Source organism: Paenibacillus sp. WG02 (genome assembly GCF_055396115.1).
This window is the reverse complement of record NZ_AP036016.1, coordinates 894,414-910,900: the sequence shown is the minus strand read 5'-3', so window position 1 is coordinate 910,900 and position 16,487 is coordinate 894,414. Positions and strand designations below refer to the sequence as shown.

The following is a 16,487-nucleotide window of genomic DNA, read 5'->3' as shown; positions in this document are numbered from 1 at the left end:
GACAACCTCCCCTGCGGTTTAGCTGATTTTACCATTTCCTTATCTTGTGTACTTTATGTATGGTTTAGGCTCGGTCAGCTCTGTTATTGGCTTTTCGACAATGCGGGGTACCGTCCCAAAACAACCTTTCGAATCGAAAGCTGTTACTGGAGGTGCTTCTTATGCGCAAAAGATTAACAATCACGATACTTTCTATTACCCTAGTCGTTTTGATGCTTTGTGGGTGGACGGCCTATGCGGCGACTTCACCTAACACATCGACTTCGACTTCCGTCCTGGGGACATTTAAATCCATCACTTCGGATGCTGTCATTGTAAACACTAATACCGGTGATCAAACTATCGCTTTGGCGAAATCCGTGTGGGTTTACCGTAATGATCAAAAGGCCCAACTGGCTGATTTAAAGCCTGGGGATCAGATCGAATTAATCGTCAATAGCAAGCAGCAGGCTGCCTATGTAAAAGCGACCTCAACTGGAGCTGGAGCTCCAGTGACTGAAGCTGTACCAGCGACACCTGTGACCCCTGAGCCTACGTCGACACCAGCACCGTCAGCAACGAGCGGGCAAGCTGCAGCAGCTGTGCCAAATCAACCTGTACCTAGCACACAACCGCCTTCCCAGAACAATGAGGTTTATCCTAACTTGGAGGACATCGATCTGAAGGTGGATGGCAAGCATTTCAAACTGCATATTACCCAAACCAATGGTGCAAAGGGTACCTTGTATGATTTGAATATTAAGCCTGAAAATAGCGGTACGATTCATCTCAAAGGGGACCAAGCAGCCGCTTGGATCAAAATGCTCCTAGCTTCCATCGACCTCAAATCTTCTAATGCTGAGCAGGCCTTAACACAACTGCTTGCCGAGCACTATAACTTGGATGCTAGCAAACTAAATGTCCATCTGAAAACGAAATGGGAGCAAGTGCAAGCGCCCAACAACACGTTAAAACAGCAGGATTCCCATGAGGGTGAAACTGCACAACAAGATGAAGATAAAAATGAAAATGAGGATAAGAACAAAGATACAAAAAAAGACGACAATAGCAAAAACAAAGTCGAAAACAACAACAACAACAACAACAACAACAACAACAATAATTACAACAAAGAAAATGACAACAAAGAAATTAACAACTCTAAATCCAAAGCCCATGGTAACAATGAAAATTCAAGAAAAAATGATGATCGCAAAAAGAGTGAAAAGCAGAACCGCAGCAACCACAATGATGACTAGCTTTTAACACCGTCACGCTGGTAACGATCACCGCTCCCGATAGAAGATGCTAAACATACATCAAAATTGTGGCGGAAGGGTTCCTTTCCAACTTATCCTGCAAAAAGTGCATCAAATTTAAGTCTCAATAGCTCATTGAGCCCATAACGGAAATTTTTGATGCACTTTTTGCAGCAACTACCTGCTTTTCCTGAGCTTACACGTAAAAATGATGCACTTTTTGCAGCTTCTCATTCCGTAGAAGGCTCAAGCAGCCTCTTCTCATCTGAAAGGCAGCTCCAAAGCCATCACAATAAAAGCCGCCGATATCCATGAAGGATTCGACGGCTTTTTGCTGTTTTATCTTTATCTTTATCTTTATCTTTATCTTTTCTTCCCTTTGCCATGTCCGTGCTCACGTTTCACTACCTCGTCGATCACATTAGAAGAGTCCGATGAACTCGATTCCTCCGTCGTTAAGGTCCCAGCCCCCACAATCGGCATATCAAAAGGAACAATAGGTGCTTGGGCCAAGGCCCTGCTCATCATCTCGCGAAACAAAACAGCAGGGACAGCACCGCCGGATGTCGTTAAGTAATGCTCTTTATCCGTCCGGTCATAACCCACCCACACCGCAGCCGTCAGCTCTGGAGTGTAACCAACGAACCACGCATCTTTAGCGCTTCCGCTGCTTAAACCTTCGAATTCCTTCGTCTGCGGCAGCTGCGTTGTGCCCGACTTACCAGCAACGGGGCGATTCATAGCGGCATTCTTGCCTGTCCCCTGCGCAACAGCCACTTGCAGCATGGTAGTCATCGCATAGGCTGTTTCCGGCTGCATCACGGGAGTCCCCTTCGGGCTTGCCCCAACGAGCAAATGACCGCTGCTCGTTTCGATCTTCATGATCGTATGCGCTGGATGCAGAACCCCCTTGGCGGCGAAGGCGCTGAATGCTTGTGCCATCTGCAGCGGTGATACCCCTTCAGAGAGTCCGCCAAGTGCAATGCCAAGCTGACGATCCTGAGCTGGTAAAGATATGCCCAGGGATTTAGCAAATTGGAGTCCACGATCAATCCCTATCTCGTGAAGCAGCCACACAGCCGGCACGTTCCAAGAAGAAACAACCGCCTCCTGCATCGTCACCTGTCCTCTTGTCCGATGATCCCAATCTTGTGGCTGGTAGCCTTCGATGTTTAAGGGGCCATCAAATAAGATGGAAGATGGCTTATAACCGCTGTCCAACGCGGGTCCATAGACAACAATCGGCTTAAAAGATGAGCCTGGCTGTCTCTTTAACTGCGTTGCACGACTGAACCCACGGAAGACGCCTTCTCCTCGTCCTCCAGCTAGGGCACGAATCCCGCCAGTTCGCTGATCTACAATGGCAGCGCCGCTTTGAATGAGCTGATCTGGTTTGCTTTCCGGAAATAGACTCTCGTCTTTAAAAACATCCGCAACAGCATTCTGCACCAAGGGGTCTAGCTCCGTCGTGATTCGCAAGCCCCCCGTCAGCAGCTGTTCTTCTGTAAAACCATACTCATGAACAGCTTCATTAATGACTGCATCAACATAAGCCGGATAGCGTCCCTTCAAGTCGTTGCCTTTATCGGACTTAACGACACCAAGCGGTGAAGATTTGGCTTTCTCGTAGTCCTGCTCAGTGATTTTACCTTCATCACGCATCAATACAAGCACAGTATTCCTTCGCTCGAGTGCCTGACCTTCATCCTGGAAAGGGGAGTACCGGCTAGGAGCCTTAGGAAGAGCGGCAAGAACGGCTGCCTCAGGCAAGGTTAGATCCTTCACATTTTTATTAAAATACGTTCTAGCCGCCCCCTGTACCCCCCAGCTGCCTTCCCCGAAATAAATGCTGTTTAAGTACAACTCCAGAATTTCATTTTTACTGTAGGTTGTATCTATTTTTATCGCATATGCGGCTTCTCTGAGCTTTCGGCCCAGTGTTTTGTCTGCATTGAGAAACAGATTACGAGCCAGCTGCTGCGTGATCGTACTGGCTCCTTCCGAATAGCTGCCTCGCAGCACATCACGAGCGACTGCACGGAAGATTGATCTCATATCGATACCCGTGTGCTCATAGAATCTCTTATCTTCCACAGCCACAACCGCATCCGTTAACACCTTCGGCAATTGTGAAAACTGGACAGGCTCAATTTTTGAAGCTGATAGCTGCGAAGCCGGTTTACCGTATTTGTCCAGCACAAGTGTTGCCTCTGGCAGCGGCTGGTTTAACTTCGATACATCAAGCCCACGAATGTAGGAATAGCATGCAACGAATACGATCACACATCCAGTTAGCACAATACCGCTGCAAATTTGCCAAAACCTTTTCTTCTTCCAAAATGATTTAAACATCTTACCTTCCTCCTTACGTACGCTTATATATATTCGCAGGATTCTTTCAGTTAGCGACGCACGAGGGAAAGGAACCCTTACCCATAAACGACGTAAAAAAGCCCTCCAGTACATTAACAACTGAAGGGCCCATCATTTAAAATATATGATTTGTTAAGCGATTGAGGTCGGCGCTCCGAAAATACTGGTGTATCCGCTGATACTGCTCAGGATACGCTCCGCTTCCTCATCGTTCATGGAACCATATCGTTCCACGGCATCGACGATTTTAGGAAACAAATGGATGTCTCCTGCGCTTGCGAATCCGCTCACACCAGGGAACGACAACACAAAATGCACACAAGCATCAATAATCTGCTGTTGGTCAAAAGGTTCATACCAGGTCGAGTAAGAACGCTTCTCCCCTTCCGCCCATGGTGCCTTAGCGATCGCTTTGATGACCCTTACAGCCGTATTTTGCTTATTCGCTTCCTCCATGAGTGCATCGAAAGCTTCCCGATACTCCGGCAAACTATACATATAATAATTGAGAGGCAGGAGCACGGTTGCGAAAGGAAATCTATGTAACGCTTCCAAATGTACCGTTGGTGCATCATGCCCATGTCCAGTTATCCCAATCTCCTTAACAATACCTTCAGCTTGCGCTTCAAGGGCTGCCTCCAGTGAACCGCCCTTACCCGTGCAGCGGTCTAACTCCTCCAAAGAGCCTACCGCATGCAGTTGAAGTAAATCTACAGAATCAACCCGCATCCGTTCCAGAGAGCGATAAATTTCTTCTTTCGCTTCCTTCTTCGTTCTTTGCCCTGTTTTCGTAGCTAGGAAAATATCCTTGCGAATTTGACTGATCATAGGACCCATACGTACTTCGGCATCCCCATAACTGGCAGCGGTATCAAAATGGTTAACCCCATGCTGCAAGGCAAAAGAAATGGATGCATCGGCTTCCTCTTGCGTCACATTTCCGAGACTTGCTGCACCAAACATAACGACTGAGCTTTCGTAATTCAAACGACCTATGGTTCGTTTCAACATGAATGAAGTGCTCCTTCCTTAATGTTCTTACTCTTCCTCACCATAACATGTACGAGGCCAAAAATACAGGCTTCACCCAACCATGATGCAAAAAAAAAGCTTTTGGATACAAGCATCCAAAAACTTTTTACTCATCCCTCAAAGTATGTCCCTTAATACGTTGCCCCCTGCAAGAACTTAACTCGTTCACCCATTGGCGGAATTTCGTTGCCATCCACAATAACTTCAACAACCACAGGACCTCCATGAGAAAGCCACTCTTGCACGTGCTCTCCTTGTAGTTGATCCAGCGATCTAACCTCGGCATGACGCAAGCCAAGCGATTGGGCAACACCCGCAATACTAACTCTCTCTTGCGAGAAGTCCTCCAGACACCTTTTGTATTGCAGCATGTGTCCATGATAGACCATCCCGAGACGGGCATTGTTAATGACGACAAATAGGATCGGAAGATTATATTCCTTAGCAGTTAGCACTTCGAGACCATGCATGAAGAAACAGCCATCGCCTGTAATACAGATCGTCGGTCGCGTCGGTTCCGCCAATTGAGCTCCTAATGAGCCTCCGATTCCAGAGCCCATGCCTCCGAAATTGATATCAATATCGAACTCTTGTCCGCTCTCGATCAATATGTTTTGGATCGAATAGGTCATGAATTCACCGATATCTAGGAAGAATCGAGCATTCTTCGGTGCTGTTGCACTGAGACGACGGATCGCCGATAACGTATTCCATTTCTCTTCGCCTTGTTCGGAAACTGCCGCTGCTTCGCCTAGCCCTTGGAATACCTCGCTTGCATACGATTTATCTTGTCCATCAGTCGAAAGCTGCTCTAACAATTCAGCAATGACAAGCTTTATTTCACCAAGTACAGGATACTGGGTTTCGTAGCACTTACCTAATTCATTTTGATCGTAATCGATGTGAATGAGCTCTCTACCCGCAACCAATCGCGGTTCCCAGTTGCTTGTTGCTAGCTCGCCTAAGCTTGAACCGATGATCAGCAGTACCTCATGATCATTACTGTTCAAATAATCACTCGCTTTGATATTCGCTGATAAGCCATAAATCCCTAAGGAAAGCGGGTGATTTTCGGGAAAGGCTCCCTTACCGCGTGGTGTGGTTGCCACTTTCCACGCAAGTGTTTCAGCCAACTGTACGATGCTGTCAGAGGATGCCTTAGCGCCATTACCCAACAAAATCGCACCACGTAGACCAGCTGCTTGGATCCGCTCAGCAGCCGCCTGAGCTGCTGCCAAATCCATTGTAGGCTGCTGCACTGGAGGTAACGCTGGAAGCTCTCTTACGCCTATATCCGTCATTTGGATATCAATAGGAATCGCCAAATGCACAGGACCTGGCACGCCGCTAATCGCCGTGTGATAGGCCTCTGCCAGAATCTCCGGCAGTTGATTAGGGTCAAGAACCGTACGGCTCATCTTCGTAATCGATGCAAAGATCGGCTCCGCATACAGCTCTTGCGCGCCCCCCTTGCCCATTTTGCCTGATGGTACAGAGCCAGTAATGAATATGACAGGAAGCTTCTGCTTCCAAGCATTCGCAGCCGGAGTCACGAGGTTCGTCGCTCCCGGTCCGCTTGATGCCACGCAAATCGATGGAAGACCGGTAATTCTTGTATAAGCACCTGCCATGTAACCGGAGCTGTTCTCATGCTTAGCTACAATCGGCTCAAGCTCAGGAATGTCCAAAAGGGCGTCATAGATCGCATTGATTGAGCCTGCTGGAATACCGAACACATAGCGCACACCTTGCTGCACTAAAAATCTCAATCCTACTTCAATCGCCCGCATATTGGTTACTCCCTTCCTTTAGGTAAAGTAAATTTGAATACCGAACCTTGACCTTCCGTGCTCTCAAACCAAATCCGACCGCCATGCAGTTCGATCAGCTGTTTTGAAATCGCAAGACCTAGGCCTGTCCCGTTAATTTGATTATTGGCTTGATAAAATTTCGTGAAAATATTTTTCTGCTTCTCATAAGGGATGCCAATGCCACTATCATGGACTTCAACCGTAAGAACCGTTTCTTCGAAAATCGTTTTAATTGTTATCACACCCATAGGAGGTGTAAATTTAATCGCATTGGAAAGTAAATTCAATAGAATTTGCAGAATGCGTTGTTTATCAACGCTTACAACCGTATCCGTTTCGGCGTCTGACTCAACAACCAGAATCAGCTTCTTCTTATTGATCAGAGACTGTACGATAGTAACAGATTCCTTGATGATTTCTTTGAAATCAGCTTCCGTATACACCAATTCAAATTTACCGTTTTCCATTTTAGCAAAATCCAGCAATTCATTCACTTGATCCAGCAAACGCTCGATCGACTTGGACGCAATATCCAGTAAGTCCTTCTGCGAATCGTTGAGACCACCGAGAATCCCTTTGCTAAGGATATCTACGGACCCTTTAACCGCAGTAATTGGCGTACGCAGCTCATGCGAAAGTGTCGCGATGAAATCACTTTTCAACTCATTTAGATGCTCTAGCTCTCGTACTAGACCCTCTAACTTGAAGTTAGCGTGCTGCAGCTCTATGGAACGCTCATTGACGGAGTGATCCAATGTTTCCGTATGCTGGGCATTCGAAAGCGCGGTTGCTGTAGCATCAGAAATCGATTGGCAGAATTCTAATATGCTCGCTTCATACTTCCTCGGTTTCCCGATTGAAGGAATCGCCACGACACCATAAACGGAGCCTTTGGCAACGAGCGGAAACACCATAATACTCCGAATATCAAAAGAGACGAACGCTTTATGATTAGGCCGCGGATCCGCATAGACATCCTCGATTGCCGCTGATTTCTTCTGAGTAATGACTTCATACAAAAGGCGGTCATTTTCAATCGTTAACTTGACTTCTCTATGCTTAACCTTCCATTCGTCAACCGTTACATTCTCAGAAGACAATTGGTAGGGTTCAATCGTATGCTCTTTTTCATTATATAGATGAATCCCGATATCCTTAGACCCACTAGCTTTACGCATGTAATAGAAAAAAGTGTTCAGAACATCTTTGACCGACAATGACTCCGACAAAGCCTTCGTCGCGTCGAGAAGAAGCTGCTGCTTCTCCATCAGAAGCTGCCGTTGTTCGAACATACGGATATTGCGAATCGCTACACTAGCCATGTTAACAAAAGCTTCCGTAACTTCCATCTGCTCTTGGGTAATATTCATCGGCTTTCCGAAATCGTGAACGAAGACAAGCCCAAACACGTCATTTTCAACAATGACGGGAATGCCGAGGATTGATTTAATTTTTAACAATTGTCTCTTGGACTGATCCAATCTTAGATCAACACTCGTATCCGAGATATAGTCGCTAGCTTGATTGCGTAAAATATCCCTAACAAACTCATCTTCTCTAGGATCAATGAGCAGCTCAGTAATATCCACAGGCAATTTATTGCCTTTATATCCTTGAAAAGTGCCATCCGGCTGTTTCAAGAAAAAACCAACAAGATCTGCTTGCGTAATCTCTCCTGCTATCGCGTCAACGAAGACTTGCAGGATTTCTGACATTTCAAACTGAGAATTAATGACCTTCGTCATTTGAAATAACTTTTGAAAACTTTTCAATTCCATGACCATGCCCCACCCATTCCCCTTTTTATTAGCGAATCTTTATTTGATGTCTTCCATTGTTCTTTGCCCCAAGAAGTGCAGAATCAGCTTGCATAATGATTTGATCAAACGAGGTAGGGTCGAAATTATTCGTCAACCCAATGCTCACTGAAAATTCCTGTGATTTATGCGGTGCCAGGCTAACCTTCAAACCGTCCACAGCCTTAATAATGCTGTCTGCAATTTCGACACAGTTCACTTCATTTTGGAGTAGGACCAAGTACTCATCCCCGCCATACCGAAAGGCTAAATCATGCTCGCAAGAAATTTTCGACGATATGATCGTTGCCACTTCTCTCAAGACTTGATCCCCAACCAAATGACCATAGTTATCATTAATGTCCTTAAAATAATCCATATCGACCATCATAGCGGCTTGAAATTTCTTGGTTCCCTCTTTAATCATCCGAATGGTAATGTCCAAGTACGCTCGATTATATAAACCAGTTAGTGCGTCCACATACACCAATTTGGCTAATTGTTTATTGTCTTTCTTCAGGTTCTTAACCTTCGCTTTTTGGTGGAGCGCAATTTCAACCTTTCGTTCCAACACATCCAGATCGAATGGCTTGGTCAAATAATCAATGGCTCCTAATCGTAGTCCTTGCAAAATGTCTTCCTTTTGCGCATTTGCTGACAAGAAAATAATCGGAATATCAAAGTCGCTTTCGGCTGTTAATTGTTTGCATATTTCAAATCCAGTCACTTCAGGCATCATTACATCAAGTAAAATAAGATCAGGTGCCGTCTCTTTGACCATCGAGAAAGCCTCTTTACCATCCTCAACCGTGATGATTTCATAATGTAACGAATTTAAAAATATACGGAGTATATTTAAATTATGGGGTTCGTCATCGACGATAAGAATGCGACATTTCATTAATCTATCCCAGCTTTCATTCCTAAAATAGTTGCCTGTTGATAAGTTATTATCCATTCATTTGCATCTGCTCATCGATGATACTTAAGAAAATTCGCACCAATTCCTCATCAAACTGCTTGCCTGCGTGAATAAGAAGTTGTTCCCTGACTTCATGCACGTGCAGCGAATCTCGGTAAACTCTCGTAGAAGTCATTGCATCAAATGCATCTGCAATACTTACAATGCGTACAAGCAAGGGAATCTCTTCACCCTGCAGATTGTCTGGATATCCTCTCCCATCCATGCGTTCATGATGCCATTTTACAATTGGCAGAAGGTGCTCAACATCCGGCAAATCTTTTAACAGCTCATAGCCGATTACAGGATGCTGGCGAATGACGCTAAATTCTTCATCCGATAACCGCCCAGGTTTCATTAGAATATGATCGGGAATTGCTATTTTACCAATGTCATGCAAAAGAGCCCCTAACTTCAGTCGTTCCAGTTCAGTCTCGCTTACACCCGCTTTCGCTCCAAGCAAAGTAGAGTAGAAAGCAACATTATAACAATGATCAACCGTAAAGCTATCTTTAACCCTCAACGTATTAAAAAGATTCTCGTAGGCTTTCTGTTTCAGTACTTGTCTCCGGAATTGAATCTTTTTTATCAATTGCTCCATATGCAATTTAATGAGGTTGCACAGATGCAATTGATCCTCCGTAAGTTGAATATCAGAAGGAAATGAAAACATTAATGCCCCGTATGAAGGACCATGTTTTATATGAAAACCGTATATACACTCGTATTTACTCATGATAAGATATTTTTTTATATGTCCTTCTGCCTTATGTACAGACAAACGTATACCATCTGGATTTTGGAAAAAAAACTGCGTTTGGAGCACAATTTGTTGTAACTGTTCCATGACTGCGGTACTAATATTAACCGAATAAGATGCTGGGGTGCTCTGATGTTTCTCGTCTATAAGAAAGAGAGAGATATGCTCGCAGCCAATTGTTTTCTTGGCGATATCACTCAATTGTCCAATCGATTCGAAGATGGAATCAGAATTTATCACATTTTTAAAAAACAATGAATTCTGCATAGATGTACCTCTTATTCTTCTCAAGTAAACTTCCCCAACTATATAAGTAGTACTAGTTCTTCTTAATAAGGAGATTCTCCTCTATTATAAATAATATTTTCCATTATTTTAATATTTTTTTACTCCAATCGTAATAAAATTGCTCGCTTTTTGTTAATTTCTTGGATTTTTCTCTCGATTCCTGTCAGATCACTTGCGAAGTTTTCCTGCAAAAAAAGGAAAAAGGCCAGTCTATTTCTATGAAATAGGCTGACCTTACATAGTCATAAAGTTCTAGTTAGCTGACATAATCGGCTTAATGAGTGATAACAAGACCTGTGTGTCCTCTTTACTAATTTGGGAGAAGGGGTTGGACGGATTGCTGAGAGTTAGTAGAATCTGCTTGATGTCGATTGCTGTAATTCCTGTGAAGTAATTTTGTTTAAGCGCATTTTGTACCTGATAAGAAGAATAATTGTCTTGAATATAGACCGGTGTGCCATAAGGTGACAAGTGATTATTATAGTCCATTGTAAAGATGGATATAAAATTTGCTCCTTGCGGAATCGTTAGAGACGTAGGGATAGATAACCTCCATGGTGCCCCTTTTGTTACATGGCCTATTTCAACGGAACTCACATTATACCCTGTAAAATAAGCATAATAAGCCTTTATGTTCGTCTCATCGTTATCCTGATTCCAAGTGATATGTCCACGGATACTACGGTAGTGCTCGTCCCAATCTGTAAATTGAATCGTTGGGGGAAGCGGATAATAGGCAGGTATGTCATTCTCTTTGCCATTGTCTAGAACAGAGTATATCGCAATCTGAGTTGCGCCATTCGGGATTGTGATAGGCTCATTAATATTTAAACCGTTGTAATTCATTATATTATTGTTTTCTATACGAGGTTCCAAGGCAGTACCGATCAATTGTAATTTCGTTCCATATGCATCGCTAAAATAAATCGTTTGACCAGCTAGTTGAAGGAGTATATTACTGTTTGATGATACTTCCCATCTTAGCCAACCACCTATTTTCCCTGCTTGCGGGTAATACAGTTGCCCTTCGGAAATTCTCGGAACAGGTAAATTCGATGTTGTAGAGACAGATGTTAAGGGATCTGATAAACGATTATCATATATGGATACAATGGGCCAACTTCCAGGTTCTTCTCCAATGCTGTTATTTACGACTACGCCGATTTCTGCGACATCTGTTGGCAGCGTTGGCAAAGTAAACTGATAAGCTTTATCCGCCCTCTTTTCGACAACACCCAAATGATGGTATATATTTGATGCATTCTTTGTACGATAGTATACACGGTACCCTGTAACTTGAGATTCATTCATAGAACCAGTCCAATTCAGCACTCCATCAATAATTCCGCCGACCGGATTGGTATCTTTGAAGAGTAATTGACCAGGCGCATACATGGACGATTTCCATATTGGACTTGTTACTTGAGCCAAGACAGAGGATTCCGACTTCAACTCCAAACCTATTCTTGTCGCTCCCACTGGGATGGATTTCCCAACTGGCAACGTATAAATATTAGCTTGAGGATTAATACCAGAGTAAACATTACTAATTACCGTGTTATTGCTATCAAAGAAATTAATATTTATTTGGCTATCCGTTGGGATTGTACCGTATGTGCTCCAATAGACAGTCCCTTTAATTTGATCTAAAGAAGAGTATTCAAAGGGGTCGAAATAAAAATAATTCGTTATTCCAACTTGACCGTTGTTATGACCCAACGTCACGTCATGCTGGTAGTTACTACTAACTTGACCGCCGATATACGTATCATCGAAATATCCAGGAGCTGAGACGTAGATGTTATAATTTGCGACTGATAAATTTTCTAGTTTGCCATGACCGTTTCCGTCTAGCTGAATTCGTAATGGAAACGGTAAATTCGGAGAGGTAACAAGAACCTTAGCTGAGCTAATTGGTTGTGACTCTGTATTTTTTATGTTGACTTCAATAGAAGCATCTGAAATACCTGTGACACCCGGCAAAACCGCAGCAGAGACCTTATCAAGATTAGGTAACGTTAGCAACAATACGATTGTAATAATCAAAGCTGCAATCCATTTTGGATGACTTACTTTCATCTAACTCTCCCCTTAAACCAATAATCTGTTCATATTTCATTCGACATGATCTGACATTATCCTCTATTTGTATAGGTAAAAATAACCTCTTTCTCAGTTAATGAACAAATGAGAAAGAGGTTTTCATTTGGGTATATTCAATAAACTCAATTCCTCGAAAGTGAGTCTTGATCGCCTTCATCCACACTGAAAATGTCATCTTCACTTCCTTAACGGTATCCACTGTCATTCAAAATGCCGCTCCCAGCAGAGCTCCGCCAACAAAAAAAGCATAATCTAGCAGTGAACTCACTACTAGATTATGCTTTACTATGATCGGGATGACACGATTTGAACATGCGACCCCCTGCTCCCAAAGCAGGTGCTCTACCAAGCTGAGCTACATCCCGAAACTACTATGAATTTCTAAAAAAAATGGCGCGCCCTGAGAGATTCGAACTCCCGACCTTTTGATTCGTAGTCAAATACTCTATCCAGCTGAGCTAAGGGCGCTTAATAAAATGGAGCGGAAGACGGGGATCGAACCCGCGACCCTCGCCTTGGCAAGGCGATGCTCTACCGCTGAGCCACTTCCGCATAGGGATCCCCAAGGCGTATAGTACGACTTGGGGATGATTGATGCGCGTAGAGGGACTTGAACCCCCACGGTCACCCGCTAGATCCTAAGTCTAGTGCGTCTGCCAATTCCGCCATACGCGCATGCTGTAAATAAGGCTATATGAGAGACTTTGGTCTACGACCAAAGATCCATATATATGGTGAGTCATGTAGGATTCGAACCTACGACACCCTGATTAAAAGTCAGGTGCTCTACCAACTGAGCTAATGACTCGCATCATTGGTTGCGGGGGCAGGATTTGAACCTGCGGCCTTCGGGTTATGAGCCCGACGAGCTACCGGGCTGCTCCACCCCGCGTCATAGTTAGATGTGATCCCTACATTATTGCTAATACCCTTGCGGGTACTGCTTGGCAACGTTCTACTCTCCCAGAACCCTGCGGTTCAAGTACCATCGACGCTGGAGGGCTTAACGGTCGTGTTCGAGATGGGAACGCGTGGGTCCCCTCCGCCATCATCACCAAACAGTCAAAGCGTGGTTTGCGCCTTGAAAACTAGATACGAAACTTGCGTAAAGGTTTGAATTGCTTAGGTTTTCTGGGCCCCAATCAAGTATTCGGAATTCGCTACTAAGCTTATCTTCACTTGGTTGGGAATTGGTTAAGCCCTCGACCGATTAGTATTCGTCAGCTGCATACATTGCTGCACTTCCACCTCGAACCTATCAACCTCGTCGTCTACAAGGGGTCTTACATACTGGGAAATCTCATCTTGAGGGGGGCTTCGCGCTTAGATGCTTTCAGCGCTTATCCCCTCCGTACATAGCTACCCAGCGATGCCTCTGGCGAGACAACTGGTACACCAGCGGTACGTCCATCCCGGTCCTCTCGTACTAAGGACAGCTCCTCTCAAATTTCCTACGCCCGCGACAGATAGGGACCGAACTGTCTCACGACGTTCTGAACCCAGCTCGCGTACCGCTTTAATGGGCGAACAGCCCAACCCTTGGGACCTACTTCAGCCCCAGGATGCGATGAGCCGACATCGAGGTGCCAAACCTCCCCGTCGATGTGGACTCTTGGGGGAGATAAGCCTGTTATCCCCAGGGTAGCTTTTATCCGTTGAGCGATGGCCCTTCCATTCGGTACCACCGGATCACTAAGTCCGACTTTCGTCCCTGCTCGACTTGTAGGTCTCGCAGTCAAGCTCCCTTATGCCTTTGCACTCTGCGAATGATTTCCAACCATTCTGAGGGAACCTTTAAACGCCTCCGTTACATTTTAGGAGGCGACCGCCCCAGTCAAACTGCCCACCTGACACTGTCCCCATACCGGATCACGGTACCAGGTTAGAACTCCGATACGATCAGGGTGGTATCCCAACGGCGCCTCCACCCAAGCTGGCGCTCAGGTTTCAAAGGCTCCCACCTATCCTGTACAGATCGTACCAAAGTCCAATATCAAGCTGCAGTAAAGCTCCATGGGGTCTTTCCGTCTTGTCGCGGGTAACCTGCATCTTCACAGGTATTAAAATTTCACCGGATCTCTCGTTGAGACAGCGCCCAAGTCGTTACGCCATTCGTGCGGGTCAGAATTTACCTGACAAGGAATTTCGCTACCTTAGGACCGTTATAGTTACGGCCGCCGTTTACTGGGGCTTCAATTCATAGCTTCGGGTTGCCCCTAACCACTCCTCTTAACCTTCCAGCACCGGGCAGGCGTCAGCCCGTATACTTCGCCTTGCGGCTTCGCACAGACCTGTGTTTTTGCTAAACAGTCGCTTGGGCCTTTTCACTGCGGCCCCCTCGGGCTATTCACCCTACCGAGGCACCCCTTCTCCCGAAGTTACGGGGTCATTTTGCCGAGTTCCTTAACGAGAGTTCTTCCGCGCGCCTTAGAATTCTCTTCTCACCCACCTGTGTCGGTTTGCGGTACGGGCACCTTCGCCTGGCTAGAAGCTTTTCTTGGCAGTGTGAACTCATGACCTTCGGTACTTAAAGTTTCCCTCCCCATCACAGCCCAGCCTTACGATGTGCGGATTTGCCTACACATCAGCCTCACTGCTTGGACGAGCATCCATCAGCTCGCGTCACTATCCTTCTGCGTCACTCCATCGCTCATAACGGCTACGGTGGTACAGGAATTTCCACCTGTTGTCCATCGACTACGCCTTTCGGCCTCGCCTTAGGTCCCGACTTACCCTGAGCGGACGAGCCTTCCTCAGGAACCCTTAGGTTTTCGGCGGATCAGATTCTCACTGATCTTTTCGTTACTTATACCGGCATTCTCACTTGTATGCGCTCCACCTGTCCTTACGGTCAGAATTCAACGTACATACAACGCTCCCCTACCCATGCACATAGTGCAAGCCATAGCTTCGGTGACGTGTTTAGCCCCGTTACATTTTCGGCGCAGAGTCACTCGACCAGTGAGCTATTACGCACTCTTTCAATGGTGGCTGCTTCTAAGCCAACATCCTGGTTGTCTGTGCAACTCCACATCCTTTCCCACTTAACACACACTTGGGGACCTTAGCTGATGGTCTGGGCTGTTTCCCTTTTGACAATGGATCTTAGCACTCACTGTCTGACTCCCGGATTTAAGTTTGTGGCATTCAGAGTTTGACTGGACTTGGTAACCCTTGGCGGGCCCCGCACCCAATCAGTGCTTTACCTCCACAACTCAACATCCGAGGCTAGCCCTAAAGCTATTTCGGGGAGAACCAGCTATCTCCGAGTTCGATTGGAATTTCTCCGCTACCCCCACCTCATCCCCGCATTTTTCAACATGCGTGGGTTCGGGCCTCCAGTGAGTGTTACCTCACCTTCACCCTGGACAGGGGTAGATCACACGGTTTCGGGTCTACGTCCACGTACTAAAGCGCCCTATTCAGACTCGCTTTCGCTGCGGCTCCGTCTTTTCAACTTAACCTCGCACGGGAACGTAACTCGCCGGTTCATTCTACAAAAGGCACGCCATCACACATATAGAGTGCTCTGACTTTTTGTAAGCACACGGTTTCAGGTTCTTTTTCACTCCGCTTCCGCGGTGCTTTTCACCTTTCCCTCACGGTACTGCTTCACTATCGGTCACTAGGGAGTATTTAGCCTTGGCAGATGGTCCTGCCGGATTCCGACGGGGTTTCACGTGACCCGCCGTACTCAGGATACCTCTAGGGGATTCGTTCGATTTTGGCTACAGGGCTTTTACCTTCTATGCCGAACCTTTCCAGATCACTTCGCCTACCGAACTAACCCCATATCGAGGTCCTACAACCCCAAGGAGCAAGCTCCTTGGTTTGGGCTATTCCGCTTTCGCTCGCCGCTACTGACGGAATCACTTTTGTTTTCTTTTCCTCCAGGTACTTAGATGTTTCAGTTCCCTGGGTATGCCTCTACTAAAGCTATGTATTCACTTTAGAGTAACTGCGCATTACCACAGCTGGGTTCCCCCATTCGGACATCCCCGGATCAAAGCCTGCTTACGGCTCCCCGAGGCATTTCGTCGTTCGCCACGTCCTTCTTCGGCTCCTAGTGCCTAGGCATCCTCCGTGTGCTCTTTCTAGCTTAACCTAGAAAAACATTTAAAGAAT

Annotated in this window: 8 protein-coding genes, 6 tRNA genes and 2 rRNA genes; 1 reads left to right on the top strand and 15 read right to left on the bottom strand. The window is 45.7% G+C overall.

Going from position 1 to position 16,487, the window contains the following annotated elements; all coding sequences use genetic code 11:
- Positions 1-161 precede the first annotated feature (161 nt).
- Complete coding sequence (locus tag ACBP55_RS04210) at positions 162-1,238, top strand: hypothetical protein (protein WP_464649963.1); 1,077 nt, start codon at positions 162-164, stop codon at positions 1,236-1,238.
- Between the two features lie 363 nt (positions 1,239-1,601).
- Here ACBP55_RS04210 and ACBP55_RS04205 read toward each other — a convergent pair whose 3' ends face one another.
- The 15 genes from ACBP55_RS04205 to ACBP55_RS04135 form a co-directional block, all read right to left on the bottom strand.
- Complete coding sequence (locus ACBP55_RS04205; RefSeq protein WP_464649961.1) at positions 1,602-3,590, bottom strand: transglycosylase domain-containing protein; 1,989 nt, start codon at positions 3,588-3,590, stop codon at positions 1,602-1,604.
- Between the two features lie 153 nt (positions 3,591-3,743).
- Positions 3,744-4,622, bottom strand: a complete 879-nt coding sequence (locus ACBP55_RS04200) for an aldo/keto reductase (RefSeq protein WP_464649959.1) — start codon at positions 4,620-4,622, stop codon at positions 3,744-3,746.
- 152 nt (positions 4,623-4,774) lie between these two features.
- Entirely contained in the window at positions 4,775-6,433 is a 1,659-nt protein-coding gene (locus tag ACBP55_RS04195) for a thiamine pyrophosphate-binding protein (protein ID WP_464649957.1), read from the bottom strand.
- Between the two features lie 5 nt (positions 6,434-6,438).
- Positions 6,439-8,232: a GAF domain-containing sensor histidine kinase gene (locus tag ACBP55_RS04190; RefSeq protein ID WP_464649955.1), complete on the bottom strand. Its 1,794-nt coding sequence runs from the start codon at positions 8,230-8,232 to the stop codon at positions 6,439-6,441.
- Between the two features lie 28 nt (positions 8,233-8,260).
- Positions 8,261-9,208, bottom strand: coding sequence for a GGDEF domain-containing response regulator (locus tag ACBP55_RS04185; protein WP_029197699.1), 948 nt, complete (start codon positions 9,206-9,208; stop codon positions 8,261-8,263).
- Positions 9,201-10,238 (bottom strand): HD-GYP domain-containing protein, encoded by a 1,038-nt coding sequence (locus tag ACBP55_RS04180; RefSeq protein WP_464649952.1) that lies wholly within the window; start codon positions 10,236-10,238, stop codon positions 9,201-9,203. The genes ACBP55_RS04185 and ACBP55_RS04180 overlap by 8 nt, the downstream gene beginning before the upstream one ends.
- A gap of 273 nt (positions 10,239-10,511) precedes the next feature.
- Positions 10,512-12,338, bottom strand: a complete 1,827-nt coding sequence (locus ACBP55_RS04175; RefSeq protein ID WP_464649950.1) for a carboxypeptidase-like regulatory domain-containing protein — start codon at positions 12,336-12,338, stop codon at positions 10,512-10,514.
- A gap of 315 nt (positions 12,339-12,653) precedes the next feature.
- Positions 12,654-12,727: transfer RNA gene (locus ACBP55_RS04170), tRNA-Pro, on the bottom strand.
- A 26-nt stretch (positions 12,728-12,753) separates the two neighbouring features.
- Positions 12,754-12,830 (bottom strand) — tRNA-Arg (locus tag ACBP55_RS04165).
- Positions 12,831-12,839: 9 nt separating this feature from the next.
- Positions 12,840-12,914 (bottom strand) — tRNA-Gly (locus ACBP55_RS04160).
- A gap of 43 nt (positions 12,915-12,957) precedes the next feature.
- Positions 12,958-13,037: transfer RNA gene (locus ACBP55_RS04155), tRNA-Leu, on the bottom strand.
- Between the two features lie 57 nt (positions 13,038-13,094).
- Positions 13,095-13,170, bottom strand: a tRNA-Lys gene (locus ACBP55_RS04150).
- A gap of 7 nt (positions 13,171-13,177) precedes the next feature.
- Positions 13,178-13,254, bottom strand: a tRNA-Met gene (locus tag ACBP55_RS04145).
- A 50-nt stretch (positions 13,255-13,304) separates the two neighbouring features.
- A 5S ribosomal RNA gene (gene rrf / locus ACBP55_RS04140) occupies positions 13,305-13,421 on the bottom strand.
- A 131-nt stretch (positions 13,422-13,552) separates the two neighbouring features.
- Positions 13,553-16,467: ribosomal RNA gene (locus ACBP55_RS04135) — 23S ribosomal RNA — on the bottom strand.
- Between the last annotated feature and the right edge of the window lie 20 nt (positions 16,468-16,487).

Coding starts and splice junctions, on each gene's coding strand:
- ACBP55_RS04210 (WP_464649963.1), top strand. CDS start 162: ATGCGCAAAAGATTAACAATCACGATACTTTCTATTACCCTAGTCGTT.
- ACBP55_RS04180 (WP_464649952.1), bottom strand. CDS start 10,238: ATGCAGAATTCATTGTTTTTTAAAAATGTGATAAATTCTGATTCCATC.
- ACBP55_RS04205 (WP_464649961.1), bottom strand. CDS start 3,590: ATGTTTAAATCATTTTGGAAGAAGAAAAGGTTTTGGCAAATTTGCAGC.
- ACBP55_RS04200 (WP_464649959.1), bottom strand. CDS start 4,622: ATGTTGAAACGAACCATAGGTCGTTTGAATTACGAAAGCTCAGTCGTT.
- ACBP55_RS04175 (WP_464649950.1), bottom strand. CDS start 12,338: ATGAAAGTAAGTCATCCAAAATGGATTGCAGCTTTGATTATTACAATC.
- ACBP55_RS04185 (WP_029197699.1), bottom strand. CDS start 9,208: ATGGATAATAACTTATCAACAGGCAACTATTTTAGGAATGAAAGCTGG.
- ACBP55_RS04190 (WP_464649955.1), bottom strand. CDS start 8,232: ATGGAATTGAAAAGTTTTCAAAAGTTATTTCAAATGACGAAGGTCATT.
- ACBP55_RS04195 (WP_464649957.1), bottom strand. CDS start 6,433: ATGCGGGCGATTGAAGTAGGATTGAGATTTTTAGTGCAGCAAGGTGTG.